The organism is Pseudomonas sp. PA-1-6B, assembly GCF_021609545.1.
GTDB lineage: Bacteria > Pseudomonadota > Gammaproteobacteria > Pseudomonadales > Pseudomonadaceae > Aquipseudomonas > Aquipseudomonas fluorescens_BV.
In genome coordinates this window covers 1-26,902 of the sequence record NZ_WJZM01000003.1, presented here as the reverse complement: position 1 = coordinate 26,902, position 26,902 = coordinate 1, and the positions used below count along the sequence as shown (strand labels likewise).

Genomic DNA, 26,902 nt, shown 5'->3' with positions numbered 1-26,902 from the left:
TTGCTTGTTATTGGGCTGGGCTGGATGGGGAAACCACGACGTCGGCGCGCACGGCATGCACGTCGAGGCTGATCTGGTATTCGCTGTATTGGCGCGGCGGCACGTTGATGACCGTGCGCCATTGCGCACGGTCCAACTCGCGGTAGCCCACCAGCAAGCCGATCTGGCGCGTGGACGGGTCGAGATCGCGCTGCAGGCTCAGTTGTTGGCCGGGCTGCACCATCACTTCGTCCTGGTCCAGCAGGTCGAGGCCGAGGGTGGATTGCGCACGGTCAGCCAGGGCGAAGTAATCGGAGCGTGAAAAGGTCGCGGCGTTTTTCAATTCGAAAATGCGCACCCGCACCGGCGCGGCCTGGCCGTTGGCACCGGGGTTAAGCCCGGCAATCGCGTGAAAATGCAGCTCAACGGCGGCCGTGTCAGCTTCGGCCTCGGCAGCCGCCTGGGGTTTGGCAGTGTCGTTGGCACACGCCGTCAGCAGCAGCACGGTGGCGGCTGCGAGTAAAAACCTGGGAATCATCCTGCGTCCTCAATGACGTATTTAGCTATCCGTTTTATCCATTGGTGCGAGGCGTTTTCAGCGTCGCTGTCGTGCACTGTGTTCTTCGTAGGCCCGGCTGAATTCACGACCGAACAAGTCCTGGAAATCGTCCTGGGCCTCGCGGGAAATGTTGCTGTAGAGCTCGGTGAACTGCTGCCAGTACTGGGCCTGGCGCGAACCGTTGAACAGACTGGAGAGGCCGCCGGGTTTGCCCATGCGCTCCTCCAATTGCGCCGGTTCAAACCGCGTGAGCAGGTGCTTGATCGCCGCTTCCACGCCAGCCATCACGGCCAACTGGTGGGCGCGCAGGTCGTCGAAACTGTCACGTACGGCAAGGTCCGGCGCCATGAACGCCTGGTTGCCATGACGCAGCAACAGCAGTAACGCTTCATCGGCATTCGGGGCGAATTTCAATGGGTTGTTTTCGGCGGGGCGGATCATCGTCTGCTGCATGCGGAACTCGCCCTTGAGGCTGGCACGGGCGCGCAATACGTCGATCAGGCCCTCGACCATCAGCCGGTAGCTGCGGCCGATGCTTTCCATCTGCGCGCAGGCGTCGGCTTTGTCCAGGCGCAACTGGTCCAGGCCCGCACCGCGCAGGAAGGCTTGCAGGAGGTCCGGTGGTGGCTCGGCATTGGCCACGGGGAGCGCAACAGGCTCGACCACGGGCGGCGGCGGGATGATCGGTGCTGGGGCGGGCGCAGCATTGACGACGGGTGCGGGCGCGTCGCTGAACAGGTCCCAGTCTTCGGGAATCACCGAGCCTTGCACCAATGGCTTTTCGGGCGCCGGTACGGCCACTGGAGCCGGGGGGCGAAAATCGTGTTGCTCGGACGGCACATGGTCCGCCACGGTGGGCGGCGGCACGGCGGAGGGGCTGAGGAAGTCGAACAGGTCTGGCAAGGTTTCCATGGACGAGGCGCCCTGGAACTGCGGCGCGATCATCGGCGTGGGCACAGGTTGGCTCGCCACGGCGCCCATCAGCGCTTCAAAGCTGTTGGGTGAGTCACCGGCAAATGGCTGGCTGTCGATGGCCTGCACGTTAAAGTCGATGCGCGCCTGGATTTCGTAATCGCCGATGCGGATCAACTCGCCATCTTGCAACGGCTCGCTGTTACCCCGACGCATACGAATACCCGCCTTGACCAACTCCACACCATTGGTGCTGTTATCGGTCAAATAATAACGGCCATCTTTGTATTGAATAACGCAATGTTGCGAAGAGACGAGACGCTCAGGATCGGGCAATACCCAGTCATTGTCAGAACTACGGCCAATAGCCATCACGCCCTGATCCATGGACTTTTCGGGGCATTGCCCAGGGGTGATCTTGTGATAACTAGTGATAGTCAAACACAGCGACATCTTGCCTCCTTGCTGATACATCGCGCGCAGTCTACCCAGGAGGCAGCACCGCCCTGGAGAGTCCCGTCCTGTCGTACAAACGACCGCCAAAATCTGCTTTTACCAGCATGATCGCTGATCTTAACTGGCTTCCATGACAAAAATCCGCTCTGGGCGCGCCTTTCGACTCGCCAGTCGCGCAGGTTGTTAAACACCGCACATCTGTCACAGAGGGCGAATAGCTTACCTTGACAAGCCATAAGTACTACACCAAAAATGCACAACTTCTTGAACATCAGTGATGGCACAGTAGTGGCGCGCTGAGTGTATGACCAAGAAAACATGCAAAGTTCATTACGCAACTAGTGCATGAATTGCCCGCCATCCAGCGGGCCGATAAGGAGATCGAATTCAGTGGATGTGCCGTTGCTGCTCACCGCCGTTTCCGCGACGTCGCCCTGTGGCGAGGACATGGAATATGACGCGCAATTTCTGCAGTTGGAACGTGATGCCAAGGGCCAACCCGAACGCAGCATGGGCGACTCGATCCTGCCCGCTGAGCCGCCCGAGTGGCGCAGCATCCAGCAGCAAAGCCTCGACCTGTTGCAGCGCAGCAAAGACCTGCGCATCACCCACTTTCTGCTGCAAAGCACCCTCGCCCTCCAGGGTGTGGCCGGGCTGGCCGAAGTCCTCACGCTGATCGACGCCTTGCTGCGCCAATACTGGGCCGATCTGCACCCGCGCCTGGATGCCGACGATGACAACGACCCCACCGTACGCATCAACGCCCTTACCGGCCTGACCTGCGAAACCAATATTCGGCTGCTGCGCGAAAGCATCCTGACACGCTCGCGCACCTTCGGGCCCGTGAGCCTGCGCGCCGCGCTCAACGCCAGCGGCCTGCAGAGTTTTGCCGATGAGCAGTTGGGCAACCAGCAACTCAACGCCGCGTTCCTGGACAGCGACCCCGAACAACTGCAAGCCACCCGTGACGCCTTGAGCGCGGCGCGTGCGGCGTGCGAGGCCATTGAGCAACAGGTCAATGACCAAGTCGGTTCCGCCCAGGGCGTGGACCTAAGCGCCTTGAAGCAGCCGCTCAAACAGGCCCTGCAACTTCTCAATCAAGCGGTGCCAGGCACCGACAGCAGCAGCGATCCCGAGGCCGTCAGTGAAGACAATGCCCCCTCGGTCGACGCCGCCGCGCCCGCAGCCCCTCGCCCGACGGGCGACATCGCCACTCGCGATGATGTGCTGCGCAGCCTCGACAAAATCCTCGCGTACTACACCCGCCACGAGCCTTCGAGCCCGCTGCCTGTGCTGTTGAACCGAGCCAAGAATCTGGTACATGCCGACTTTGCGGCCATCGTGCGCAATCTGATTCCCGATGGCATGTCCCAATTTGAAAACCTGCGCGGCCCCGACAGCGAGTAAGCCGCCGGACCGTGCAGTAACAACACCGTCGCTCAAGCGACCAGGAGCAGCAACGTGGCGAAGCAAAGTTCTCAGAAATTCATCGCGCGCAACCGTGCGCCTCGAGTGCAGATCGAGTACGACGTCGAGCTTTACGGCGCCGAGAAAAAGGTCCAGTTGCCCTTCGTGATGGGCGTGATGGCCGACCTCGCCGGCAAGCCTGCCGAGCCGCTGGCACCCGTGGCCGACCGCAAGTTCCTTGAAGTGGACGTCGACAACTTCGACTCACGCCTCAAAGCCATGCAGCCACGCGTCGCGTTCCACGTACCCAATGAGCTGACAGGCGAAGGCAACCTGAGCCTGGACATCACCTTCGAGAGCATGGACGACTTCAGCCCGGCCGCCGTGGCCCGCAAGGTCGACTCCCTGAACCAGTTGCTCGAAGCCCGCACCCAATTGGCCAACCTGCTGACCTACATGGACGGCAAGACTGGCGCTGAAGAAATCATCATGAAGGCGATCAAGGACCCGGCATTGCTTCAGGCACTTGCCAGCGCGCCCAAGCCTGCAGGGGAGCAGTAATCATGACGGACAATACCGCCCGCGAAGGCAGCCAGATCCTGGGTACCACCGAAGAAGCCAGCGAGTTCGCGAACCTGCTGCTGCAAGAATTCAAGCCCAAGACCGAGCGTGCCCGCGAAGCCGTTGAAACCGCGGTGCGCACCCTGGCTGAACAGGCTCTGGCGCAAACCGACCTGGTGTCCAACGACGCGATCAAGTCGATCGAATCGATCATCGCCGCCATCGACGCCAAGCTCACCGCCCAGGTCAACCAGATCATCCACCATCAGGATTTCCAACAACTGGAAAGCGCCTGGCGTGGCCTGCATTACCTGGTCAATAACACCGAGAGCGATGAGCAACTGAAGATTCGCGTGCTCAACATATCCAAGCCAGACCTGCACAAGACCCTGAAGAAATTCAAGGGCACCGCGTGGGACCAGAGCCCGATCTTCAAGAAGATGTACGAAGAAGAATACGGCCAGTTCGGTGGCGAACCTTACGGCTGCCTGGTGGGTGACTACTACTTCGACCAGTCGCCGCCCGACGTGGAACTGCTGGGCGAGCTGTCGAAAGTCTGCGCCGCCATGCACTCGCCTTTCATCGCTGCGGCCTCGCCGACCGTGATGGGCATGGGCTCGTGGCAGGAACTGTCGAACCCACGCGACCTGACCAAAATCTTCACCACCCCGGAATACGCCGGCTGGCGCTCGCTGCGTGAATCGGAAGACTCGCGTTACATCGGCCTGACCATGCCGCGCTTCCTGGCACGCCTGCCGTACGGCGCCAAGACCGATCCGGTGGAAGCCTTCGCTTTCGAAGAAAACACCGACGGCGCCGACAGCTCCAAGTACACCTGGGCCAACGCCGCCTACGCCATGGCAGTGAACATCAACCGTTCGTTCAAGCACTACGGCTGGTGCTCGCGCATCCGCGGCATCGAGTCTGGTGGTGAAGTGGAAAACCTGCCGGCCCACACGTTCCCTACCGATGACGGTGGCGTGGACATGAAGTGCCCGACCGAAATCGCCATCAGTGACCGCCGTGAAGCGGAACTGGCGAAGAACGGTTTCATGCCGCTGCTGCACAAGAAAAACACCGACTTCGCCGCGTTCATCGGCGCCCAGTCGCTGCAGAAACCTGCCGAATACGACGACCCGGACGCCACCGCCAACGCCAACCTGGCCGCACGCCTGCCATACCTGTTCGCCACCTGCCGTTTCGCCCACTACTTGAAGTGCATCGTGCGCGACAAGGTCGGCTCCTTCAAAGAGAAGGACGAAATGCAGCGCTGGTTGCAGGACTGGATCCTCAACTACGTCGACGGCGACCCGGCGCACTCCACCGAAACCACCAAGGCCCAGCACCCGTTGGCGGCGGCCGAAGTGATCGTGGAAGAAGTCGAAGGCAACCCTGGGTATTACAACTCCAAGTTCTACCTGCGCCCGCACTATCAGCTTGAAGGGCTGACGGTGTCGCTGCGCCTGGTATCGAAACTGCCTTCGGCAAAAAGCGCATAAGTAACGATTGAGCTAGCTCTTCTGTGGGAGCCGGGCTTGCCCGCGATGCAGGCGATGCGGTCTGCCAGTCAGACCGCGTTGATGCAATCGCAGGCAAGCCAGCTCCCACAGAAAAGCACTGCCCTTTGGGCATAACCCATTCAGTGGCCTGAGCCACACAGGGAGAAAACATGGCTGTTGATATTTTCATCAAGATCGGCGACATCAAGGGCGAGTCCATGGACAAGGCCCACAAGGACGAAATCGATGTGTTGAACTGGAGCTGGGGCATGTCCCAGTCCGGCAACATGCACGTCGGCGGTGGCGGTGGCGCGGGCAAGGTGAATATCCAGGACCTGTCGCTGACCAAATACGTCGACAAGGCTTCGCCCAACCTGATGATGCACTGCGCCAGCGGCAAGCACATCGACAAGGTCAAGCTGACCGTGCGCAAGGCCGGTGGCGAGAGCCAGGTCGAGTACATGGTAATCAACCTGGAAGAAGTGCTGGTCACCTCCTTGAGCACTGGCGGTTCGGGCAGCGATGATCGCCTGACCGAAAACGTCACCCTGAACTTTGCCCAAGTGATGGTCGACTACCAGCCGCAGAAAGCCGACGGCACCAAAGACGGCGGCGCCATCAAGTTTGGCTGGAACATCCGCTCCAACACCAAACGCTGATAGCCCGTGTGGCCGTGGCCCGGTGCCACGGCCATTGTGTCCCTCTCGCAACCCGTCCGTGGAGCTGCTTTGGTGGTAACTGAAATCGCTTCCCGCGACCGTCTGCAACCGTCCCTGCTGGACCGGTTGACCGACGACGACCCGACCAACCCCAAGGAAAGCGCCGACAAACGTGTGCTGTCCCTGACCCAATTGAAGGCCTCGGTGCTGCGTGACCTGGCGTGGTTGCTTAACACCACCTCGTTACTCGATACCGATGCCACGCTGCACACCCCGGCCGGCACTTCGGTGGTCAATTACGGCCTGCCGGCACTGGCGGGCAACAGCGCTTCGAGCGTCGATATCAAAGCCCTGGAAGCTTTGATTTACCAGGCCATCGCCACCTTCGAGCCGCGTATTTTGCGCCACACATTGCGAGTCAAGGCGCGCATGGGCCATGGCGAGATGAATCACAACGCCCTGAGTTTCGAAATTGAAGGCGACCTGTGGGCACAGCCGGTGCCGTTGCGTTTGCTGTTGCAGACCGACGTGGACCTGGAGTCCGGCCATGTGCGCGTGCTCAATGCCGACCAGCGGAGACGCCCATGAACCCGCGCCTGCTGGAGCTGTACAACCAGGAACTGCACCACGTGCGCGAAAGCGCTGCCGAGTTCGCCAAGGAATACCCGAAGATCGCCAGTCGGCTGACCCTGTCCGGTATGGACTGCGCCGACCCGTACGTCGAACGTTTGCTTGAAGGCTTCGCCTATCTCACGGCCCGTGTGCAGCTCAAGCTCGACGCCGAGTACCCGACCTTCACCCACAACTTGCTGGAAATCGCCTACCCGCACTACCTGGCACCGACGCCGTCGATGACCGTAGTGCAACTGCAGACCGACCCCGATGAAGGCTCCCTGGCCGGCGGTTTCCCGCTACCCCGTGATACGGTGCTGCGTGCCGCCCTGGGCCGTGAAACCCAGACCTGCTGCGAGTACCGCACCGCGCACCCGGTGACGCTGTGGCCGTTGCAGGTCAGCAACGCCGAATATTTCGGCAACCCCGCCGCCGTGCTCGGGCGCCTGGCCGCCAGCGAACCGAAAGCCAAGGCCGGCCTGCGCCTGACCCTGCGCACCGGTGCCGAGCTGCCGTTCAACAGCCTCGACCTGGAGACCTTGCCGCTGTACCTGAGCGGCGCTGATGAACAACCGTTTCGCCTCTACGAACAACTGCTGGGCAACGCCTGCGCGGTGTTTGCGCGCCAGCCCGGTGGCGATTGGGTCGAGCGCCTGCCCCAGGGCGCGTTGCGCTCGCGGGGGTTCGATGATGCCGATGCGGCCATGCCGGTGGTGGCGCGGGCGTTCCAGGGCTATCGCCTGTTGCAGGAATACTTTGCCCTGCCCCATCGCTTCCTGTTCGTTGAGTTCGCCGAGTTGAGCCGTGCAGTCAAACGGTGTGACGGCCAGGAGCTGGAACTGATCGTGCTGTTCGACCGCCACGAACCGAGCCTGGAAGGCAGTGTCGGCGCGGCGCAGTTCTTGCCGTTCTGCACGCCCGCCATCAACCTGTTCCCCAAGCGCGTGGACCGCATCCATTTGTCCGACCGGGTCAATGAACACCACGTGATCGCCGACCGTACGCGGCCGATGGATTTCGAGATTCACTCCTTGAGCGGCATTACTGGCCATGGCACCGGACCGGAGCAGCCGTTCTTGCCGTTCTATGCGGTGCGCGATCCGTCGCGCTATGGCCGCGACCAGGCGTATTACAGCGTGCGCCGCGAACCGCGGGTGCTGTCCAGCGATCAGCGCCGCAATGGCCCGCGCTCCACTTATGTGGGCAGTGAAACCTTCGTCAGCCTGGTGGACAGCCGCCAGGCGCCATATCGCCATGACCTGCGTCAACTGGGCGTGACGGCGCTGTGCACCAACCGCGACCTGCCGCTGTTCATGAGCGTGGGCAACGGCAAGACCGACTTCACCCTGGCCGACAGTGCGCCGGTACTGGCCGTGCGGTGCGTCGCCGGTCCAAGCCGCCCGCGTGCCAGCCACGCACATGACGCCAAGGCCTGGCGCCTGATCAGCCAGTTGTCGCTCAACTACCTCTCCTTGAGCGAACAGGGCCAGGGCGCCGGCGCCTTGCGCGAACTGCTGCGCCTGTACGGCGACAGCAATGACGCCGCCCTGCAATTGCAGATCGAGGGCCTGCGCGAAGTCAGCAGCAAGGCGGTGACCCGACGCCTGCCGATGCCTGGCCCGATTGTGTTTGGCCGCGGCCTGGAAATCACCTTGGAGTTCGATGAAAACGCGTTTCGCGGCACCGGCGTGTTCCTGCTCGGTGCAGTGCTGGAGCGCTTCCTGGCACGCTACGTGTCGATCAACAGCTTTACCGAGACGGTGATCCGTACCACCGAACGCGGCGAGATCATGCGATGGAAAGCCAAGCCCGGACGGCGTCCGACCCTGTGAGAACCCTGGACGCGATGCACCAGGAGCCCTGGGAATATGACTTCTTCCAGGCATTGCGGCGCATCGAGTGCGAAACACCCGAGCTGCCACGCCTGGGCCATTCCCTGCGCCTGGCCGATGATCCGCTGCGCCTGGGGCAGCAGGCCGATTGTACCTTCGCACCCGCCACCCTTGCCTCGGTCGACCCCGGTGGCGACGGCAAGCCGGCGCGGTTGGAGCAGTTCTTTTTCGGCCTCGGCGGCCCCAACGGGCCGCTGCCGCTGCACATCACCGAGTACGTGCGCGAGCGCCAACGCAACAACGCCGACAGCACCAGCAAGCAGTTCCTGGATGTGTTCCACCATCGCCTGCTGACCCTGTTCTATCGGGCCTGGGCCGAGGCGCGGCCAACGGTCAGCCACGACCGCCCGGACGATGACTACTGGTCCGCCCGCCTCGCCGCCCTGAGTGGCCGTGGGATGCCGAGCCTGCTCAATCAAGGGATGATCCCCGATACCGCGAAGCTGCATTACAGCGGCCATCTGTCGGCGCAAACCCGCTACCCGGATGGTTTGAAAGCGATCCTCAGCGAGTACTTCGGCCTGCCGGTAGAGATCGAGGAATACGTCGGCCAATGGCTGGAGCTGCCCGAACGCAGCCGCGTGGGGGTCAGCGCCAACCAGTTGGGCGTGGACTTCTGCCTGGGCAGCCACGTGTGGGACCGCCAGCACAAATTCCGCATCCGCCTGGGCCCGCTCACGCTGGATGACTACATGGGCATGCTGCCCGGCCAACAGCCGTTCAACGAGCTGGTGGCGTGGGTGGCCGAGTACCTGGGCCATGAATTGGACTGGGATTTGAACCTGGTTTTGCAACAACCCGAAGTTCCGGCGCTGCAACTCAACGGCCAGTTCCGCCTGGGCTTCAACACCTGGCTCGGCCAACCTGCGCATGACGCCAACGACCTAATCCTGGCCCGGCATTACGCCGACCACGCCACCACCTCAAGGAATCCAGAGCATGGGTGAAATCAGTCGCGCCGCACTGTTCGGCAAACTCAACAGCGTGGCCTACAAAGCCATCGAAGCCGCCACCGTGTTCTGCAAGTTGCGGGGCAATCCGTATGTGGAACTGGCCCACTGGTTTCACCAGTTGCTGCAACTGCAGGACTCGGATCTGCACCGCATCATCCGCCAGTTCAACGTGGAGCCGGCGCGCCTGGCCCGCGACCTCACCGAAGCCCTGGATCGCCTGCCGCGTGGCTCGACGTCGATCACCGACCTGTCGTCCCACGTGGAAGAAGCCGTAGAACGCGGCTGGGTGTATGGCAGCCTGATGTTCGGCGAAAGCCAGGTTCGCACCGGTTATCTGGTGCTGGGCATCTTGAAGACACCGAGCCTGCGCCATGCGCTGCTGGGTTTGTCCGGCGAGTTCGACAAGATCAAGGCCGAGGCCCTGAGCGAGCGCTTTGATGAATACGTCGGTGACTCGCCGGAAAATGCCTTGAGCGCCAGCGATGGCTTCAATGCCGGCGTCCCTGGCGAGGCCAGCGGTGCCATGGCGCCCAGCGCGATGGGCAAGCAGGAAGCGCTCAAGCGCTTCACTGTGGACCTGACCGAACAGGCCCGCAGCGGCAAGCTCGACCCAATCGTGGGCCGTGACGAGGAGATTCGCCAACTGGTGGATATCCTCATGCGTCGGCGCCAGAACAACCCGATCCTCACTGGTGAGGCTGGGGTGGGCAAGACCGCCGTGGTCGAAGGTTTCGCCCTGCGTATCGTCGCCGGTGACGTACCGCCTGCGCTCAAGGACGTGGAGCTGCGCAGCCTCGACGTGGGCCTGTTGCAAGCCGGCGCCAGCATGAAAGGCGAGTTCGAACAGCGCCTGCGCCAGGTCATCGAAGACGTGCAGGCTTCACCCAAGCCGATCATCCTGTTTATCGACGAAGCCCATACCCTGGTAGGTGCCGGTGGCGCCGCCGGCACCGGTGACGCGGCCAACCTGCTCAAGCCTGCCCTGGCCCGTGGCACCTTGCGTACCGTGGCTGCCACCACGTGGGCCGAGTACAAAAAGCACATCGAGAAAGACCCGGCCCTGACCCGCCGCTTCCAAGTGGTGCAGGTTGCCGAACCGTCGGAAGACAAGGCCCTGCTGATGATGCGCGGCGTGGCGTCCACCATGGAAAAACACCACCAGGTGCAGATCCTCGATGAAGCCCTGGAAGCCTCGGTGAAGCTCTCCCACCGCTACATTCCGGCGCGCCAGTTGCCGGACAAGTCCGTGAGCCTGCTGGACACCGCCTGCGCGCGCGTCGCCATCAGCCTGCACGCGGTCCCCGCGGAAGTGGACGACAGCCGTCGCCGTATCGAAGCCCTGGAAACCGAGCTGCAAATCATCGCCCGTGAGCATGCGATCGGCATTGCCATTGGAGCGCGTCAAACCCATAGCGAAGCGCTGCTGACCGCCGAGCGTGAGCGCCTGGCGACCCTGGAAAGCCGTTGGGCTGAAGAGAAAGCCTTGGTGGATGAACTGCTCGCCACCCGTGCAACCTTGCGGGAAAAAGCCGGTGTGGTGGACAGCGGTAACGATGAGTTGCGTGCGCAATTGGTCGACCTGCAACAGCGCCTCACCGCTCTGCAAGGCGAAACCCCTTTGATCCTGCCGACCGTGGATTACCAGGCCGTGGCCTCGGTGGTCGCCGACTGGACCGGCATCCCGGTGGGCCGCATGGCCCGCAACGAACTGGAAACCGTGCTCAACCTCGACCAGCACCTGAAGAAACGCATCATCGGCCAGGACCATGCCCTGCAAATGATCGCCAAGCGCATCCAGACCTCCCGCGCCGGCCTCGACAACCCGAGCAAGCCGATTGGCGTGTTCATGCTGGCCGGCACCTCGGGTGTGGGCAAGACCGAAACTGCCCTGGCCCTGGCCGAAGCCATGTACGGCGGTGAGCAGAACGTCATCACCATCAACATGAGCGAGTTCCAGGAAGCCCACACCGTGTCCACACTCAAGGGCGCGCCACCGGGCTATATCGGCTACGGCGAAGGCGGTGTGCTGACCGAAGCGGTACGGCGCAAACCCTACAGCGTGGTGCTGCTCGATGAGGTGGAGAAAGCTCACCCGGACGTGCACGAGATTTTCTTCCAGGTGTTCGACAAGGGCGTGATGGAAGATGGCGAAGGCCGGGTGATCGACTTCAAGAACACCCTGATCCTGCTGACCACCAATGCCGGTACCGAACTGATTTCCCACGTCTGCAAGGACCCGGCGAACACCCCCGAGCCCGAGGAAATCGCCAAGGCCCTGCGCCAGCCGTTGCTGGAGATTTTCCCACCGGCCTTGCTCGGTCGCCTGGTGACCATCCCGTACTACCCGCTGAGCGACGAGATGCTCAAGGCGATCACACGCCTGCAACTGAACCGCATCAAGAAGCGTGTGGAGAACACCCATAAAGTCGCGTTCGAGTATGACGACGCAGTGGTCGACCTGATCGTCTCGCGCTGCACCGAGACTGAAAGCGGCGGGCGCATGATCGATACCATCCTCACCAACAGCCTGCTGCCGGACATGAGCCGCGAATTCCTCACGCGCATGCTTGAAGGCAAGCCGCTGGCGGGGGTGCGGATCAGTAGTCGGGATAATGAATTGCACTACGACTTCAGCGACACCGAATAACTATTGTTGGAATACGGTCAGTGTGGGAGCTGGCTTGCCTGCGATAGCGGTCTGACATTCAGCATTGATGTTGACTGATCCACCGCTATCGCAGGCAAGCCAGCTCCCACAGTTGATCCGGTTCCGTCAGTGATGACGGTATTTACGGGACTACCGATGCTATTCAACCAAGCCTCACGCCTGGCCAAGATCAACAGCCCCCTCGGGCCGGATGTGCTGCTGCTCAACGAAATGGGCGGCGGTGAAGAGCTGGGCCGGCTGTTCAACTATGAGCTGCAACTGACGTCCCTGGACGCCAACATCGACCTCAACCAATTGCTGGGTAAACCGATGAGCGTCGGCCTGCAACTGGCGGACGGCGGCGAGCGGCATTTCCACGGGATCGTTGCGCGGTGCAGCCAGAACATCGACAAAGGCCAGTTCGCCAGTTACCAAGTCACCCTGCGCCCTTGGCTGTGGTTGCTCAGCCGTACCTCCGACTGCCGTATCTTCCAGAACCTGAGCATCCCGCAGATCATCAAGCAGGTGTTCCGTGACCTGGGTTTTTCCGACTTCGAAGACGCCCTCAGCCGGCCGTATCGCGAGTGGGAGTACTGCGTGCAGTACCGCGAGACCAGCTTCGATTTCGTCAGCCGCCTGATGGAGCAGGAAGGCATCTACTACTTCTTCCGCCATGAACAGGACCGCCATGTGCTGGTGCTGGCCGACGCCTATGGCGCCCACACCAGCGTGCCCGGCTACGCGTCGATCCCCTACTACCCCAAGGACGAGCAGCAGCGCGAACGCGACCATATGCACAATTGGCACTTGGCGCAGGAGGTGCAGCCGGGCTCGCTGGAGCTCAACGACTACGACTTCCAGCGCCCCAGCGCGAGCATCGACGTGCGCTCGGCCATGCCGCGCCCGCACACCGCCGGCGACTACCCACTGTACGACTACCCCGGCACCTACGTGCAAAGCGCCGACGGCGAACACTATGCGCGCACCCGCATCGAGGCCCTGCAAACCCTGCATGAACAGATCGAGTTCAGCGGCAATGCGCGCGGCCTGGGCTCGGGCCATCTGTTCAGCCTCACCGGCTTCAGCCGCCAGGACCAGAACCGCGAGTACCTGATCGTCGGTTGCCGTTACTTCGTCGTGCAGGAAAGCCTGGAAAGCGGTGGTGGTTCAGGCTCGGCGCAGTTCGAAAGCAGCCTGACCTGCATCGACGCCCAACAGAGTTTCCGCCCGCTGGCCAATACTCACCGCCCCATCGTCAAAGGCCCGCAGACCGCGTTGGTGGTAGGCCCCAAGGGCGAGGAAATCTGGACCGACCAGTACGGCCGCGTAAAGGTGCATTTCTACTGGGACCGCCACGACCAATCCAACGAAAACAGCTCGTGCTGGATTCGTGTGTCGCAATCCTGGGCTGGCAAGAACTGGGGCTCGATGCAGATTCCACGCATCGGCCAAGAGGTGATCGTCAGCTTCCTCGAAGGCGACCCCGACCGACCGATCATCACCGGGCGGGTGTACAACGCTGAGCAGACGGTGCCCTACGACTTGCCGGAGAACGCCACCCAGAGCGGCATGAAGAGCCGCTCCAGCAAAGGCGGAACGCCGGCCAACTTCAATGAAATCCGCATGGAGGACAAGAAGGGGTTGGAGCAGTTGTATATCCATGCCGAGCGTAACCAGGACATCGTGGTGGAGGTGGATGAAAGCCACTCGGTGGGGCATGACCGCAATAAAAGCATTGGGCATAACGAGACGGTGACCATCGGCAGCAATCGCCTGCGGGTTGTACGCAACAACGACACGGTGATCGTGGGCGGTGCCAAGTCCGACAGCGCCGCCACGCACTACACCATCGAGGCCGGCGAGAGTCTTCGCCTGGTGTGCGGCGACAGCGTGATCGAGCTCAAGGCAGGCGGCGACATCAACTTGACCTGTGGCTCGTTCAACCTGTTTTCCAGCGGCAGCAGCAAAATCCAGACGAAGGGCAAACTGGACATCAACCTGGGCAGCGACAAAGGCACTTCGCCGGGTGCCCAGGGCGTGCAAAGCACGATCAAGTCCGCCGTCGAGTCAAAATTCCCCGGTAAGCCCGGCGCTGGTCAATAACGAGATTTCTTCACATGAATTACCTGATCAACGAAGCCCAATTCACCCTGCCTGATGCCGAGGTACAGGACACTTCGATCAATATCCTCAAGTTCGCCAAGCTGGGCACTACCTTGGTGGTGAGCCGCAGCCCCTTGGCCGATGGCGAAAGCCTGCAAAGCAATTTCGAAGGCCAGTTGAAAAAACTCGAACAGCAGGTCCAGGACCTTCGCTATTCCCCGGCGCAAGCGGTCAAGGTCGGTCCAGCGCAGGACATCGACGCGTTTGAAGTACAGAACCACTTCAGCAAAGGCAGCGACAACATTTACCAATATCAGCTGGCCATGCAGATACCGGGCACACGTCGCTTGATCGCCCTCAGTTACGTCAAGGCCCAGCCCCTGGGCCCGGCCGAGGCGGCGCACTGGGCAACGCTGAAAAGCACACTCAACTTCCTTGCCACGCCTTGAGTCGAGCCTGAGCAATGAGTGAGGACCTTTGGGCCGCCCGCGAAGGCGACGCACTGCTGCACACCTCGGTGATGGCCGACATTCTCGGCGGTGTGCTGGAAGTGGCCGCCTATGCGGCGATCACTACCGTGGGCTGCCTGGCCGTAGCCGGGGCGGTGTTCCTCGCGACCGGTGCGACCATTGCCACCGGCGGTGTGGCACTGGTGTTGGTGGTGGGCGCGGTCGTCGGCATCACCGCTGGGCTCACGGGGGCTGACTTGAAAATATCCAGTTGGTGCGAGTCCGCCGCCAACTGGGTGTTCCCGCCAGTAATCGATGCGTTCATCACCAGCGGCTCGCACAATGTGTTTATCAATGGCAAAAAGGCCGCCCGCGCAGCCGGTAAGATGACCGCTGTACCGGTCGCGCCCAGCGAGCCGGCAGCACCAAGCTTCCTGGATATGGCCGGAGAGTTTTTCTCGCAGATGTGGCGCCCGACCGTCGCCTCGCCCGCCCCCGGCACCGAGCCGTGCCCGCTGGACACCGTGGCATGCAACAAGCATCCGCCCATGCCCCTGCAGTTTATTGCCGAAGGTTCCAGCTCGGTGTTCATCAACGGGCAGCCTGCCGCGCGCAGCGGGGATCGTAGTACCTGTGACGCCAAGATCGGCACCGCCCAGGGCCTGATTTCGCCGGATGTGCGCATTGGTGGTGAGACCATTGTGGTGCAGGAGATTCGTAGCGGGAAAACGCCGGGGGTGGGGCTGGCGATTACTGCCTTGTTGATGCTACGCGGCAATGTGAAGTGCTTTTGGAGCAAACTGCCCTGCCTGTTCGGCAGTGTGGTGGTAGGGGCTGGAGTTTCCTATGGCACCAGCAAGATAACCTCTGCGCTTAAGAGCGCCATGAACGGCTCCCCCAACCCCGTACACAGTGCGACCGGCGCCAAAATTCTAGGTGATGAGGATGAACTGGATTTCGTGCTTCCGGGCCTGTTTCCCATCGATTGGCAGCGGTTCTACAGCAGTCTCGACACACGGATCGACGGTCTATTTGGGGCGGGCTGGAGCGTTGCCTATGAGGTATCGGTCGAGATCGATAAAGACGAAAACTTGTTTTATATCGATGAACAGGGACGGCGCCTGGAGATCGGCTACATCCCTGCGTCCGGCGGAGCATTCGACCCAGTCGAAGGTCTTGCGGTCAGGCGCAGTGGTGACGCAGCGGTCTTGATCGAGAGTACCGACGGCCTGTATCGGCTCTTCGAATTCGACCCGCAGAACCGCTCTCGAATGCGTCTGCAACTGCTGGGGGATCGCAATGAAGGGCGGATCTTCCTCGATTACGACAATCAGGGACGGCTGCATCGCCTGCGCGACACCCATGATTTGATGCACGTAGAACTGAACTACTCGGTCGAACACCCTCGGCGTGTAGCCGACATCGAGCGGCGTTACCTGCGCCCAGAGCATTTCGAGGCCCGCAGTGATGTACTCGTCAGTTACCGCTACGACAGTAACGGCGACCTCATTGAAGTTGTGGACGGGCAAGGTATAACCGCTCGGCGCTTTGTTTATGACAATGCTCGGCGAATGGTCGAACACCAATTGCCAAGTGGCCTGCGCTGCTTCTACCAATGGGCCGCTGTGTCTGGGCCATACGGTGAGGAGTGGCGTGTGAGCCGCCACTGGACAGATGGTGGTGATGAATACAGCTTTGACTACGATCTGGATGCTGGCATTACCCGTGTGACCGATGGACTGATGCGAGTCAGTACACGGCATTGGAACCCGCAATATCAAATCACTCGTTACGTCGATAACTTAGGTCATGCTTGGCAATTCGAATGGAATCAAGATCGCCAACTGTTCGGCGCCATTGATCCTCACGAGGGTCAGTGGTGCTTTAGTTATGACGAGTCCGGAAACCTGAGTAACGTGACCGATCCACTGGCTCGGAGCCGCAACACACAATGGCTCGAGCACTGGGCGTTGCCGCAGGTGGAAACCGACCCGGCGGGTAATAGCTGGCATTACCGCTACGACCAGCGTGGCAACTGTATCGAGGAAGTCGACCCACTGGGTAACCGTACTTGTTACGTCTATGACGGTTTTGGTCAGCCCGTAGAAGTCATCGATGCAACCGGAAAAACCAGAACGTTGCATTGGAACGTGTGGAGCCAACTGGTCGAAGAAGTAGATTGCTCGGGTTATCCGACCCGTTATCAATACGACGAGTTTGGAAATCTGGTGGTGCAGACCAATGCCGAAGGTGAATCGGTACGCTACCGGTACGGTCCTCAGGGGCTACTAATGGAATGCCAGCTTCCAGATGGCCGCGTCGAACTGTTCCAGCGTAGCGCAAATGGTTATCTGACTGCCCACGTTGACCCTGCCGGCAGCACCACACGCTATGACTATGACGTTCGCGGCTTGGTCAAACAACGTTGGGATGCGCATAACCGTTCGGTGATGTTCGATCATGATGCCTACGGACGACTACGCAAGCTGACCAACGAGAATGGCGAGAGCTATCGCTTTGAGTGGGACGCAGCCGACCGCATGGTGCAGCAGCAGGATCTGGATCAAAGCCGGCGCTGCTACACCTACGATTCACTGGACGATATTGTTGCCGTGGACTATCTACCGGGAACAGAGGGCGAGCCGGTAGCGCCGTTGTCGCACCAGTTTCAGCGCGATCCTGTTGGCCGCCTGGTCAGTAAAACCACCGCCGACGGCACCACGGTCTATGAACATGACCTGAACGACCAGTTGGTCGGTGTCACCTTCACCGCCCTTGATGGCCGTCAACAGCTACTCGGTTTCAGCTATGACGCGCTAGGGCAACTGCTTGAGGAGCAAAGCTCGGCAGGGTCTGTGCAGCATCGTTACGACGAGCTGGGAAACCTGGTCCAAACCGGCTTGCCCGACGGTCGATGGTTGAACAGGCTGTACTACGGTAGCGGCCACCTGCATCAGTTGAACATCGATGGAAAAGTCATTAGCGACTTTGATCGTGATCGCTTGCATCGCGAAGTACAGCGTACCCAGGGCCAACTCAAAACGAGTACCGCATACGACCGAAGTGGCAGGGTTCGCTCACGACAGCGTCGCAGCATTGACCAGCCTTGGCAGTTGCCTCCCCTGGTCGAGACGGACTATAGCTTCGACCCCAGTGACAACCTGATCGGGCGACGTCGTATAAACCACCAACATGATCATCAAGAACATCTGGGTTACGACAGCACCGACCGAATCCTTTTAAGCCACCAGGTTGGCCGGACCGAAACATATGCCTATGACGCTGCCGCCAATCTGCTGGACCGCCCAAATCAAGGTGGTCTCATACGACATAATCGCCTGCTCGTCTATCAAGACAAACGGTATGCCTATGATGCTTTAGGACGAATGATCGAAAAGCGCAGCTCTGCTCGTGGCTTGCAGCGCTTTGCCTACGATGCGGAAAGCCGGCTGGTTGAAGTGCGAAATGAGAGCGGCCACGTGGTCAGGATGACCTATGACCCCCTAGGGCGGCGGATCGAAAAAACCGAGCATGATTACAATGGCCGCCCGTTGGGCCAGACGAGTTTCACCTGGGATGGTTTACGTCTGTTGCAGGAGTTCAAACACAGCCAGACCAGTCTGTATCTATACGAAGGTGAAAGCTACGTGCCCCTGGCCCGGATCGACGGCATCGGCCCCCTGCAAAAAACCCGCTACTACCACAATGATCTTAACGGACTGCCGGAGCGACTGACCGAGGCCGATGGGCAAATTACCTGGCGTGCGACTTATCAGGTGTGGGGCAATACCTTGGAAGAGGTGCGGGAGCCACATTACATTGAAGAGCAAAATCTACGATTCCAAGGGCAGTATCTGGATCGAGAGACGGGGCTGCATTTTAATACATTCCGGTTTTATGATCCCGACGTGGGGCGTTTTACAACGCCGGACCCTGTCGGGCTAGCAGGAGGTTTTAACCTCTATCAGTATTCTCCTAACCCCTCGGGATGGATCGATCCGTTGGGATGGGCACCTTGTGGCTCAACTACTGCTAAGCTTCAAGCCCACGCCAATGCGGCGAAGAAGGCTGTCTACAGTAACCCCCAAAGGTCGTTGACCCCGAGACAAAGAGCAGCGGTGAAACGAGCCTATGATCGAGGCGATCTAGGACAAGCACGCTCTCGCTATCGCCGTTACGTAGGACAGAGAATTGATGCAAACTTCAAAACCAGAGTAAAAAATGATCCATCATTGGGACACCTGGAGGTATCGAAATCAGGACAACGTCTTCCCGATGTGTATGAAACTAAAACTAAAACCTGGTGGGACCTCACGACTAAGGCTGATTGGAAAAGAGGCACGCATCAGCGGCGTTATGGGGACTGGGGCAATGGTTATGAAGGAATATTATGGTGAATGACAAAATACCATCATTCGTGCTGTCCGGCATACACCAGGACGGGCTCGTGTTACCTAAAAAAACGCGTTTTGAAAAAGAACGGATCATCGATTGTAAATTAAAAGATGCGAATCTCTCCGATCCGATTTTCGATCAATGTATATTGGAGAGCTGCAGCTTTGAGAAAAGTGATTTTTCCGGTTCAAGATTTTTCAATAAGACCTTATTAGCCCATTGTCACTTCAAGACGGTTGACTTTCAGGCTTCAGGCTTCAGCAACAGCAAATTCGAGAACTGCACTTTCATAAGGTGCAACTTTCGAGAAGCGTCTTTGAAAGATTGCGAATTCAGCAACTGCCTATTTACCCAGTGCAAGATCATTGACAACTCGTTCAATGCCAGCAAAATAAAAAACCTCAAGTTTTCGGGAAAATTACAAGAGGTAAGTTTCATATCCGAACCGCCCAACACCCCCCTTCTTGTTGATTTTGAATTGTGCAAATTGGATTGGGTAACATTTCAAAACTGTGACCTTACGCAGATTACCCCCCCCGCAGATATCCAGCACGTTTTTTTCAAAGACGTGTCAGATCGCGCCCGTAAAGCGCTTGCATCAATTACCTCTGAGCCAGACAATCAGATCAATAAGCTATTGAAACGCCGCCTGCAAAAACTCACAACGCAACGAGGCGCGCTCTTCAATATCAAGAATCTTGAAGAATACGAAGGGCCTGAGTTCACCAAACAGTTTATTGCGCTTCTTCAGGCAACTTAAGAAACGTTAGGGCAGCTCTGAATTAAAAATTCCTGATGATCGGGACCCCAGTTTATTAAAAACTGCAAAAGGTGGGCAGATTATTTAATTTAAATCGATCAAATAAATCCGTCACCTTTAACCATTCCAACTGGGTCGCAACAGAAAAATCTAAACCATCACGTTTCGGAAAATGTGGCTAAGGAGTCAAAAATGGGCGCCTGGAATTACAACCCTTGGGAAAACGATGAAGCCGCGGACTGGTTTCAGGAGTTCTGAAAACAACAAAATTTCGCGGTCTTGATCAACGAAATCAGCCAGTTTGATCCCGCTGAAGAACGTTATGACGCCTTTAGGGCTGCCTGTTATCTATTACAAACCCTAGGCAACCCCTATATATGGCCAGCTGAATATCTGGCACAACTCAAACCCCTGATCGAGCAGACTATTTCAATACTGACCCAACTGATTGATCCGCCCAATGACGAATGGGGGTTTCTTGATATGTGGGGCGACAGCGCCGATGTTATCAACGCAGTGGAGGAACAAATCGACGCTCTGAAAATGCGATTAGGCGAGCTGGCTTAATCTGGCATACGCATCAGCACCCAACAAAAAATGGGCACCCGACCCAGTCGGCGTGCCCATCTTCTTTACCGCCCCGCCTCCCTTCGAGACGGTACCGCTTAACTTACGGGTTGACGCTGTCTTTGAGCGACTTGCCCGGCTTGAACGCTACGGTGTTGCTCGCCTTGATTTTCACTGGCTCACCGGTTTGCGGGTTTTTGCCGGTGCGGGCGCCGCGGTGGCGTTGCAGGAAAGTGCCGAAGCCGACCAGGGTGACGCTGTCCTTGCGGTGCAGGGCGCCGGTGATTTCTTCGAGGACGGCGTTGAGGACGCGGTTGGCCTGTTCTTTGGTGAGATCGGCTTTTTCAGCGATGGCGGCTGCGAGATCTGGTTTACGCATATGTGAAGCCTCTTTGACGGTTTTTTGTTGTTATGTCCGTGCTGCTCTCTGGTGGAGCAGCGCCAAGGCGCCGCAGGCTCTACTCTGCGGCAGACGGGAGTGAGGATGGCATGCCCTCGGGCGCCGCGCCAGTCTCGCGGCGGCCTTTCTCGGGGTATGAACGTGATGTTTGCGACAGAACGGGTGGTATTTACGCCAGTAACGGCGGAAGTTCTTTGTTCAGCGCCAGTTTTTCCATGACAGCACTGCCGGTCAGTGCGTAACCCAGCAGGCGGCCGCTGGCATCGCGGCACAGGGCCTTGATGTCGGCACCCTGCCCTTCGACACTCCAGACGCCTTCAGTGCCTCGTGGTGCAGGTGAGACCACCAGCGGGCACACCGGGGTTTTCACGGTGATGGGCATCGGCCCATAGCTCACCGCCGTGGCGTTGCCGGCCAGGGTTTGCGCCAGGGCACGGGCGCAGCTCATCAGCGGCATCACGTACAACAGGTTCAGGCCATCGACCTCGGCGCAGTCGCCCAGGGCGTAGATATTGGCGTGGGAGGTCTTGAGATGGCGGTCCACCATGATCCCGCGGTTGATTTGCAGGCCGGCCGCTGCGGCCAGGTCTACACGCGGGCGCAGGCCAATGGCAGACACCACCAGGTCACAGTGGATCACTTCACCGTCCGACAGGTGCGCTTCAAGGCCATCAGCCGCGCGTTGCAGGCGATTGAGCACCGGGCCCAGGTGGAAACGCGCGCCGATGCCTTCCAGCCCGGCTTGCACCGCTGCGGCTGCCGCCGGGTGCAGCAGGGTCGGCATGACTTGCTCACACGGCGCGACCAGGTCGATTTCATAGCCGCCCAGGATCAGATCATTGGCAAACTCACAGCCGATCAGGCCAGCGCCAAGCAGCAGCACGCGCCGTTTGCCGGCAGCGGCAGCGCGAAAGCGCGCGTAGTCTTCCAGGTCGTTGATCGGGAAAATCAGCTCAGCCGCATCGCCTTCGACCGGTACGCGCACGGTTTCTGCGCCCCAGGCCAGGACCAGGTCGCGGTAGGTCACCGCTTCCTCGCCGATCCACAGGCGCTTGTGGCCTGGGTCGATGCCGCTGATGCGCGTATGGGTGCGCACCTGGGCCTTGAGTTGCTCGGCCATGGCGCCAGGTTCGGCCATGCTCAGGCCATCGGCTTCCTTGTTCTTGCCAAAGCCGGTGGAGAGCATGGGCTTGGAGTAGGAGCGTCCGTCATCGGCAGTGATCAGCAGCAACGGGGTCTCGCTGTCGAGCTTGCGAAACTCCCGGGCGACGTTGTAACCGGCCAATCCTGTGCCGATGATCACGACAGGTGCGTTCATTCCTTTCTCCTTGTAGTACGTTTCTTAAATTCGGGATTACGCGATTTCGATCATTTCGAAGTCCGACTTACCCACGCCGCAGTCCGGGCACAGCCAGTCTTCCGGGACGTCCTGCCACAGAGTGCCTGGTGCAATACCGTCATCCGGCCAGCCGTCCGCTTCGTTATAGATAAGGCCACAGACGATACATTGCCACTTCTTCATTACATGCTTCCTCAGGTTCAGGCGTGTTGGCCGGCGGTCCTTGGATCCAGCGTTGCCGCGCGGCTCAGGGCGTTTTGTACTGATCGGGGCCGGCAGATGCAAGCATGTTCGACGCAAACGACGGGTTTGGCACGGCAAAAGCCCAGGGTGCCATGGTAAGCTCGCCGCCTCTTTTGCTGCCAATACTGACTCACCGTGCCGCACTCAATCGCCCTTCCCGATGCTTGCCAATGGCTGACCCAGAGCCTTCTGAGCCCCTTGCCCACGCCCTTGACCCTCAACTGGCTGTTTGACGAAGGCTCGCTGACGCGACGGCTGACGTGGCTGTCCAACGAGGGTTTCAGCGTGACGCCGCTGTTCGAAGGCTGGCAACCGTTGCGCGACGACGAATGCGCCGCTCTGGACCTGCCACCGGCCAGTATCGGTTGGGTACGCGAGGTGTATTTGCGCGGTCGCGGCCAGCCTTGGGTGTTCGCCCGCAGCGTGGCGGCCCGCAGTGCCTTGCAGGGCGATGGGCTGCACATGGACGAGCTGGGCAGCCGCTCGCTGGGCGAGTTGCTGTTCTGCGACCGCGCCTTTACCCGCCAGGCCATCGAAGTGTGTCACTACCCTCGTGCCTGGCTGCCGACAGCGGACCAGGCCGATAATCTGTGGGCGCGCCGCTCGCGCTTCGACCGCGGGGCGCTGAGCGTGCTGGTGGTGGAAGTCTTCCTGCCGAGTTTCTGGCACGCGCTGCATGATCATCCGGAGAACTGCTGATGTACCAACGTCTGCTCAAGTCCTTGAACCGCCTGAACCCCAGGGCCTGGGATTTCATTCAGTTGACGCGCATGGACAAGCCCATCGGCATCTACCTGCTGCTGTGGCCGACACTGTGGGCCCTGTGGATCGCCGGCAAGGGTTCGCCGTCGCTGATCAATATCGTGATTTTCGTGCTGGGCGTGGTACTCACCCGGGCCGGCGGCTGCGTGATCAATGACTGGGCCGACCGCAAGGTCGATGGCCATGTGAAACGCACCGAGCAACGACCGCTGGTGAGCGGCAAGATCAGTTCGAAGGAAGCGCTGGTGTTTTTTGCCGTGCTGATGGGCATCAGTTTCCTGCTGGTGCTGCTGACCAATGCCAGCACCATCCTGCTGTCCCTGGGCGGCCTCGCACTGGCGGCAAGCTACCCGTTCATGAAGCGCTACACCTATTACCCCCAAGTGGTGCTGGGCGCAGCGTTTTCCTGGGGCATGCCGATGGCGTTTACCGCCGAGACCGGCCATTTGCCTGCCACCGCGTGGCTGCTATACATCGCCAACCTGTTGTGGACGGTGGGCTACGACACCTATTACGCCATGACCGACCGCGATGACGACTTGAAGATCGGGGTGAAATCCACCGCCATTCTGTTCGGTGACGCTGACCGCGTGATCATCCTCACCCTGCAAGGCCTGGCGCTGGCGTGCCTGTTGCTGGCCGGCGCACGGTTCGAGCTAGGCGGGTGGTTCCACCTGGGGTTGCTGGCGGCAGCGGGCTGTTTTGTCTGGGAGTTCTGGTACACACGAGACAGGGACCGCATGAAGTGCTTCAAGGCGTTCTTGCATAATCACTGGGCGGGGTTGGCGATTTTTGTCGGGATCGTGGTGGATTACGCTGTTCGCTGAGGATTCTGTGGTGATTGTTGGGGCGCCATCGCAGGCAAGCCAGCTCCCACATTTTGATTGTATTCGCACATCAAAAAAATGTGGGAGGGGCTTGCCCTCGATGGACTCAGCAGCGCCGCAGACTTAAGGCTTGATGATGTGCCAGACGCTACCCTTGCCATCACCGGTCTTGTCACCGGCTTTCGTGTCTTCCTTGTAGGTGTAGACAGGCTTGCCTTTGTAGGCCCACTGGCTGGTCTGGTCGTCGCGGGTGATCACCGTCCAATCGCCGGTCTTGGTGTCGGTGGACTCTGCCTTCAGCGGTGGCCAGTTGGTCGCGCACTGGTCCTTGCACACTGATTTGCCATCAGCGTCCTTGTCGAAGGTGTAGAGCGTCATTCCCTTGTGATCCACCAACATCCCGTCTTTGGTCATCGCTGGCTCTGCCGCAAACGCCAGCCCAGGCAGCGCCAACACCGCAGATACCAGCAGGGCTTTCCAGGAAACAGTGCTGTAAGTCATCGGAACCTTCCTTTTGTGGTTGTCAGGATTCGGACCCAAAGGGTAGTCCAGAGTGCCGTTAATTGCCCAAGCGACTAAATTACTGTCACACGACTGCAATAATTCCGTTATCTAATGCGGCGCAAGACAGTTAAATGACAAGAGGATTGAGCATGGTTGGCAGGAGCATTCTGATCGTTGACGACGAAGCGCCCATTCGCGAAATGATCGCCGTCGCGTTGGAAATGGCCGGCTATGACTGCCTGGAGGCGGAGAACTCCCAGCAGGCCCACGCCATTATCGTCGACCGCAAGCCGGACCTGATCCTGCTCGACTGGATGCTGCCCGGCACCTCGGGCATCGAATTGGCCCGCCGTCTCAAGCGTGACGAGCTGACCGGGGATATCCCGATCATCATGCTCACCGCCAAGGGCGAAGAGGACAACAAGATTCAGGGCCTGGAAGTCGGTGCCGATGACTACATCACCAAGCCGTTTTCCCCACGGGAACTGGTGGCGCGCCTCAAAGCCGTGCTGCGCCGCGCCGGCCCGACCGATGGCGAAGCGCCTATCGAAGTCGACGGCTTGATCCTGGACCCGATCAGCCACCGCGTGACCATCGACGGCAAGCCTGCGGAGATGGGGCCGACCGAATACCGCTTGCTGCAATTCTTCATGACCCACCAGGAGCGCGCCTACACCCGCGGCCAACTGCTCGACCAGGTATGGGGCGGCAACGTCTATGTGGAAGAGCGCACTGTGGATGTGCATATCCGCCGCCTGCGCAAAGCCTTGGGCGATGCGTACGAGAATCTGGTACAAACCGTGCGCGGTACCGGCTATCGGTTTTCTACCAAAGGCTGAGCCAGTCCCTTTCCTCCCTTAACAGCTGACAAGGACGCATGTTTAAGTGAACCAGAACTGGCATGGCACCCTGATCCGCCACATGCTTCTGTTGATCACTGCCTGCCTGCTGGTCGGGCTGATCAGTGGCTATTACGGCTGGAGCCTGGCCGCCGGCATCGCGTTGTACCTGGGCTGGACCCTCAAACAATTGCTGCGCCTGCATGAATGGCTGCGCCAGCACAAACCCGATGAAGCACCCCCCGATGGCTATGGCCTGTGGGGCGAGGTGTTCGACAGCATCTACCACCTGCAGCGCCGCGACCAACGGGTACGCGGGCGCCTGCAAGCGGTGATCGACCGGGTGCAGGAGTCCACCGCCGCGCTCAAGGACGCGGTGATCATGCTCGACAGCGACGGCAACCTGGAATGGTGGAACCGTGCCGCCGAGACCCTGCTGGGCCTCAAGACGCCCCAGGACAGCGGCCAGCCGGTGACCAACCTGGTGCGTCACCCACGCTTCAAGGAATACTTCGAGCAGGACAACTACGAAGAAGCCCTGGAAATCCCCTCGCCCACCAACGACCGCGTGCGCATCCAGCTGTACCTGACTCGCTACGGCAACAACGAGCACTTGATGCTGGTACGTGATGTGACCCGTATCCACCAGCTGGAACAGATGCGCAAAGACTTCGTCGCCAACGTTTCCCATGAACTGCGCACGCCCTTGACGGTGATCTGCGGCTACCTGGAGACGTTGCTGGACAATGTCGATGAGATCAACCCGCGTTGGAGCCGCGCCCTGCAGCAGATGCAGGTGCAAGGCTCGCGCATGCAAACCCTGCTTAACGACCTGCTGTTGCTGGCCAAGCTTGAAGCCACGGACTACCCCTCGGACAACCACCCCGTGGCGGTGCAGAGCCTGTTGCAGACGATCAAGAACGATGCCCAGGCCCTCTCGGGCGAACGCGGGCAGCAGATCACGCTGGAGGCCGACCCAACCGTATTGCTCAAGGGCAGTGAAGGCGAATTGCGCAGTGCATTCTCCAACCTGGTGTTCAACGCGGTGAAGTACACCCAGGACAAGGGCAATATCCGCATTCGCTGGTGGGCCGACGAGCACGGCGCGCACCTGAGTGTGCAGGACTCGGGTATCGGTATCGACGCCAAGCACCTGCCGCGCCTGACCGAACGCTTCTACCGTGTCGACTCCAGCCGCAACTCCAACACCGGCGGCACCGGGCTGGGCCTGGCCATCGTCAAGCATGTGCTGCTGCGCCATCGGGCCCGCCTGGAAATCAGCAGCGTGCTGGGGCATGGCAGTACCTTTACCTGTCATTTTCCGCCGGCGCAGGTGACCCGTTCGCGAGCGGTCGAGGCCGATGATTAAGTTGAAGTGAGCACGGCCCACTGTGGGAGCTGGCTTGCCTGCGATGGCGGCGGGTCAGCCAAATTATCGGTAGCAGGCAGACTGAAGTGCGCCCCAAAAGTTGGACAGCTGTTGGTTAGGTTACAGCGGACCGAGTTCTGTACGCTACAGGGCTCAGTCCGCCAAGCTTCGTTTTGATTCGCTTATGGTTGTAGTAATGGATGTACTCA

At 59.9% G+C, this 26,902-nt stretch carries 24 protein-coding genes; 17 read left to right on the top strand and 7 right to left on the bottom strand.

Annotation, left to right across the window (positions count from 1 at the left end):
* Nucleotides 1-7 precede the first annotated feature (7 nt).
* Both tssJ and tagH read right to left on the bottom strand, forming a co-directional pair.
* Nucleotides 8-517 carry a type VI secretion system lipoprotein TssJ gene (gene tssJ, locus GIV35_RS02630; RefSeq protein WP_200647420.1) on the bottom strand — a complete coding sequence of 170 codons (510 nt, stop codon included), beginning with the start codon at nt 515-517 and terminating at the stop codon, nt 8-10.
* 57 nt (nt 518-574) lie between these two features.
* Nucleotides 575-1,903 carry a type VI secretion system-associated FHA domain protein TagH gene (tagH, locus tag GIV35_RS02625; RefSeq protein ID WP_223022921.1) on the bottom strand — a complete coding sequence of 443 codons (1,329 nt, stop codon included), beginning with the start codon at nt 1,901-1,903 and terminating at the stop codon, nt 575-577.
* 393 nt (nt 1,904-2,296) lie between these two features.
* Between tagH and tssA the strand changes: the two genes are divergently transcribed.
* The 13 genes from tssA (at nt 2,297) to GIV35_RS02560 (ending at nt 20,410) form a co-directional block, all read left to right on the top strand.
* The gene (gene tssA, locus GIV35_RS02620) at nt 2,297-3,313 is read left to right on the top strand and encodes a type VI secretion system protein TssA (protein WP_213153140.1); all 1,017 of its coding nucleotides are present in this window, start codon (nt 2,297-2,299) and stop codon (nt 3,311-3,313) included.
* 54 nt (nt 3,314-3,367) lie between these two features.
* On the top strand, nt 3,368-3,874 hold the full coding sequence (gene tssB / locus GIV35_RS02615; RefSeq protein ID WP_003195557.1) for a type VI secretion system contractile sheath small subunit: 507 nt from the start codon (nt 3,368-3,370) through the stop codon (nt 3,872-3,874).
* A gap of 2 nt (nt 3,875-3,876) precedes the next feature.
* Nucleotides 3,877-5,373 carry a type VI secretion system contractile sheath large subunit gene (gene tssC / locus GIV35_RS02610; RefSeq protein ID WP_003195559.1) on the top strand — a complete coding sequence of 499 codons (1,497 nt, stop codon included), beginning with the start codon at nt 3,877-3,879 and terminating at the stop codon, nt 5,371-5,373.
* Between the two features lie 170 nt (nt 5,374-5,543).
* Entirely contained in the window at nt 5,544-6,032 is a 489-nt protein-coding gene (locus tag GIV35_RS02605; protein WP_003195562.1) for an Hcp family type VI secretion system effector, read from the top strand.
* 72 nt (nt 6,033-6,104) lie between these two features.
* On the top strand, nt 6,105-6,620 hold the full coding sequence (gene tssE, locus GIV35_RS02600; protein ID WP_003195563.1) for a type VI secretion system baseplate subunit TssE: 516 nt from the start codon (nt 6,105-6,107) through the stop codon (nt 6,618-6,620).
* On the top strand, nt 6,617-8,476 hold the full coding sequence (gene tssF, locus GIV35_RS02595) for a type VI secretion system baseplate subunit TssF (protein WP_223022922.1): 1,860 nt from the start codon (nt 6,617-6,619) through the stop codon (nt 8,474-8,476). The genes tssE and tssF overlap by 4 nt, the downstream gene beginning before the upstream one ends.
* The gene (gene tssG / locus GIV35_RS02590; protein ID WP_223022923.1) at nt 8,440-9,483 is read left to right on the top strand and encodes a type VI secretion system baseplate subunit TssG; all 1,044 of its coding nucleotides are present in this window, start codon (nt 8,440-8,442) and stop codon (nt 9,481-9,483) included. Before tssF ends, tssG begins: the two co-directional genes overlap by 37 nt.
* Nucleotides 9,476-12,136, top strand: coding sequence for a type VI secretion system ATPase TssH (gene tssH, locus GIV35_RS02585; RefSeq protein WP_236264184.1), 2,661 nt, complete (start codon nt 9,476-9,478; stop codon nt 12,134-12,136). The genes tssG and tssH overlap by 8 nt, the downstream gene beginning before the upstream one ends.
* Before the next feature lie 156 nt (nt 12,137-12,292).
* The gene (locus tag GIV35_RS02580; protein ID WP_198715875.1) at nt 12,293-14,239 is read left to right on the top strand and encodes a type VI secretion system Vgr family protein; all 1,947 of its coding nucleotides are present in this window, start codon (nt 12,293-12,295) and stop codon (nt 14,237-14,239) included.
* Nucleotides 14,240-14,253: 14 nt separating this feature from the next.
* A complete protein-coding gene (locus GIV35_RS02575; protein ID WP_094774012.1) occupies nt 14,254-14,688 on the top strand; it encodes a DcrB-related protein in 435 nt (144 codons plus the stop codon).
* Nucleotides 14,689-14,702: 14 nt separating this feature from the next.
* The gene (locus tag GIV35_RS02570; protein ID WP_236264183.1) at nt 14,703-19,085 is read left to right on the top strand and encodes an RHS repeat-associated core domain-containing protein; all 4,383 of its coding nucleotides are present in this window, start codon (nt 14,703-14,705) and stop codon (nt 19,083-19,085) included.
* A complete protein-coding gene (locus tag GIV35_RS02565; RefSeq protein WP_198715877.1) occupies nt 19,082-19,843 on the top strand; it encodes a pentapeptide repeat-containing protein in 762 nt (253 codons plus the stop codon). The genes GIV35_RS02570 and GIV35_RS02565 overlap by 4 nt, the downstream gene beginning before the upstream one ends.
* 279 nt (nt 19,844-20,122) lie before the next feature.
* Nucleotides 20,123-20,410 carry a hypothetical protein gene (locus tag GIV35_RS02560; RefSeq protein ID WP_198714622.1) on the top strand — a complete coding sequence of 96 codons (288 nt, stop codon included), beginning with the start codon at nt 20,123-20,125 and terminating at the stop codon, nt 20,408-20,410.
* 103 nt (nt 20,411-20,513) lie between these two features.
* Here the strand turns inward: GIV35_RS02560 and GIV35_RS02555 are convergent, their stop codons facing one another.
* The 3 genes from GIV35_RS02555 to GIV35_RS02545 form a co-directional block, all read right to left on the bottom strand.
* Entirely contained in the window at nt 20,514-20,789 is a 276-nt protein-coding gene (locus GIV35_RS02555) for an HU family DNA-binding protein (RefSeq protein WP_003195589.1), read from the bottom strand.
* A 190-nt stretch (nt 20,790-20,979) separates the two neighbouring features.
* Nucleotides 20,980-22,128 carry an NAD(P)/FAD-dependent oxidoreductase gene (locus GIV35_RS02550; protein WP_236264182.1) on the bottom strand — a complete coding sequence of 383 codons (1,149 nt, stop codon included), beginning with the start codon at nt 22,126-22,128 and terminating at the stop codon, nt 20,980-20,982.
* 36 nt (nt 22,129-22,164) lie between these two features.
* The gene (locus GIV35_RS02545; protein WP_014720509.1) at nt 22,165-22,332 is read right to left on the bottom strand and encodes a rubredoxin; all 168 of its coding nucleotides are present in this window, start codon (nt 22,330-22,332) and stop codon (nt 22,165-22,167) included.
* Nucleotides 22,333-22,527: 195 nt separating this feature from the next.
* Between GIV35_RS02545 and GIV35_RS02540 the strand changes: the two genes are divergently transcribed.
* The gene (locus GIV35_RS02540) at nt 22,528-23,091 is read left to right on the top strand and encodes a chorismate--pyruvate lyase family protein (RefSeq protein WP_198714621.1); all 564 of its coding nucleotides are present in this window, start codon (nt 22,528-22,530) and stop codon (nt 23,089-23,091) included.
* Nucleotides 23,091-23,981, top strand: coding sequence for a 4-hydroxybenzoate octaprenyltransferase (gene ubiA, locus GIV35_RS02535; protein ID WP_014720511.1), 891 nt, complete (start codon nt 23,091-23,093; stop codon nt 23,979-23,981). The genes GIV35_RS02540 and ubiA overlap by 1 nt, the downstream gene beginning before the upstream one ends.
* Nucleotides 23,982-24,104: 123 nt before the next feature.
* Here ubiA and GIV35_RS02530 read toward each other — a convergent pair whose 3' ends face one another.
* A complete protein-coding gene (locus GIV35_RS02530) occupies nt 24,105-24,482 on the bottom strand; it encodes a COG4315 family predicted lipoprotein (RefSeq protein ID WP_105228983.1) in 378 nt (125 codons plus the stop codon).
* A 152-nt stretch (nt 24,483-24,634) separates the two neighbouring features.
* Here GIV35_RS02530 and phoB point away from each other — a divergent pair, with 152 nt between their 5' ends.
* Together phoB and phoR are read left to right on the top strand one after the other, a co-directional pair.
* Complete coding sequence (phoB, locus tag GIV35_RS02525; protein ID WP_003195617.1) at nt 24,635-25,324, top strand: phosphate regulon transcriptional regulator PhoB; 690 nt, start codon at nt 24,635-24,637, stop codon at nt 25,322-25,324.
* 82 nt (nt 25,325-25,406) lie between these two features.
* Nucleotides 25,407-26,693 (top strand): phosphate regulon sensor histidine kinase PhoR, encoded by a 1,287-nt coding sequence (phoR, locus tag GIV35_RS02520; RefSeq protein WP_215908758.1) that lies wholly within the window; start codon nt 25,407-25,409, stop codon nt 26,691-26,693.
* Between the two features lie 115 nt (nt 26,694-26,808).
* Here phoR and GIV35_RS02515 read toward each other — a convergent pair.
* The coding region (locus GIV35_RS02515; protein WP_213152642.1) for an IS3 family transposase at nt 26,809-26,902 on the bottom strand (94 nt) is incomplete at its 5' end.

Coding starts and splice junctions, on each gene's coding strand:
- tssC (WP_003195559.1), top strand. CDS start 3,877: ATGACGGACAATACCGCCCGCGAAGGCAGCCAGATCCTGGGTACCACC.
- GIV35_RS02550 (WP_236264182.1), bottom strand. CDS start 22,128: ATGAACGCACCTGTCGTGATCATCGGCACAGGATTGGCCGGTTACAAC.
- tssJ (WP_200647420.1), bottom strand. CDS start 517: ATGATTCCCAGGTTTTTACTCGCAGCCGCCACCGTGCTGCTGCTGACG.
- tssH (WP_236264184.1), top strand. CDS start 9,476: ATGGGTGAAATCAGTCGCGCCGCACTGTTCGGCAAACTCAACAGCGTG.
- GIV35_RS02530 (WP_105228983.1), bottom strand. CDS start 24,482: ATGACTTACAGCACTGTTTCCTGGAAAGCCCTGCTGGTATCTGCGGTG.
- GIV35_RS02570 (WP_236264183.1), top strand. CDS start 14,703: ATGAGTGAGGACCTTTGGGCCGCCCGCGAAGGCGACGCACTGCTGCAC.
- GIV35_RS02575 (WP_094774012.1), top strand. CDS start 14,254: ATGAATTACCTGATCAACGAAGCCCAATTCACCCTGCCTGATGCCGAG.
- GIV35_RS02605 (WP_003195562.1), top strand. CDS start 5,544: ATGGCTGTTGATATTTTCATCAAGATCGGCGACATCAAGGGCGAGTCC.
- GIV35_RS02555 (WP_003195589.1), bottom strand. CDS start 20,789: ATGCGTAAACCAGATCTCGCAGCCGCCATCGCTGAAAAAGCCGATCTC.
- GIV35_RS02580 (WP_198715875.1), top strand. CDS start 12,293: ATGCTATTCAACCAAGCCTCACGCCTGGCCAAGATCAACAGCCCCCTC.
- tssG (WP_223022923.1), top strand. CDS start 8,440: ATGGAAAGCCAAGCCCGGACGGCGTCCGACCCTGTGAGAACCCTGGAC.
- tagH (WP_223022921.1), bottom strand. CDS start 1,903: ATGTCGCTGTGTTTGACTATCACTAGTTATCACAAGATCACCCCTGGG.
- tssF (WP_223022922.1), top strand. CDS start 6,617: ATGAACCCGCGCCTGCTGGAGCTGTACAACCAGGAACTGCACCACGTG.
- GIV35_RS02545 (WP_014720509.1), bottom strand. CDS start 22,332: ATGAAGAAGTGGCAATGTATCGTCTGTGGCCTTATCTATAACGAAGCG.
- phoB (WP_003195617.1), top strand. CDS start 24,635: ATGGTTGGCAGGAGCATTCTGATCGTTGACGACGAAGCGCCCATTCGC.
- ubiA (WP_014720511.1), top strand. CDS start 23,091: ATGTACCAACGTCTGCTCAAGTCCTTGAACCGCCTGAACCCCAGGGCC.
- phoR (WP_215908758.1), top strand. CDS start 25,407: ATGCTTCTGTTGATCACTGCCTGCCTGCTGGTCGGGCTGATCAGTGGC.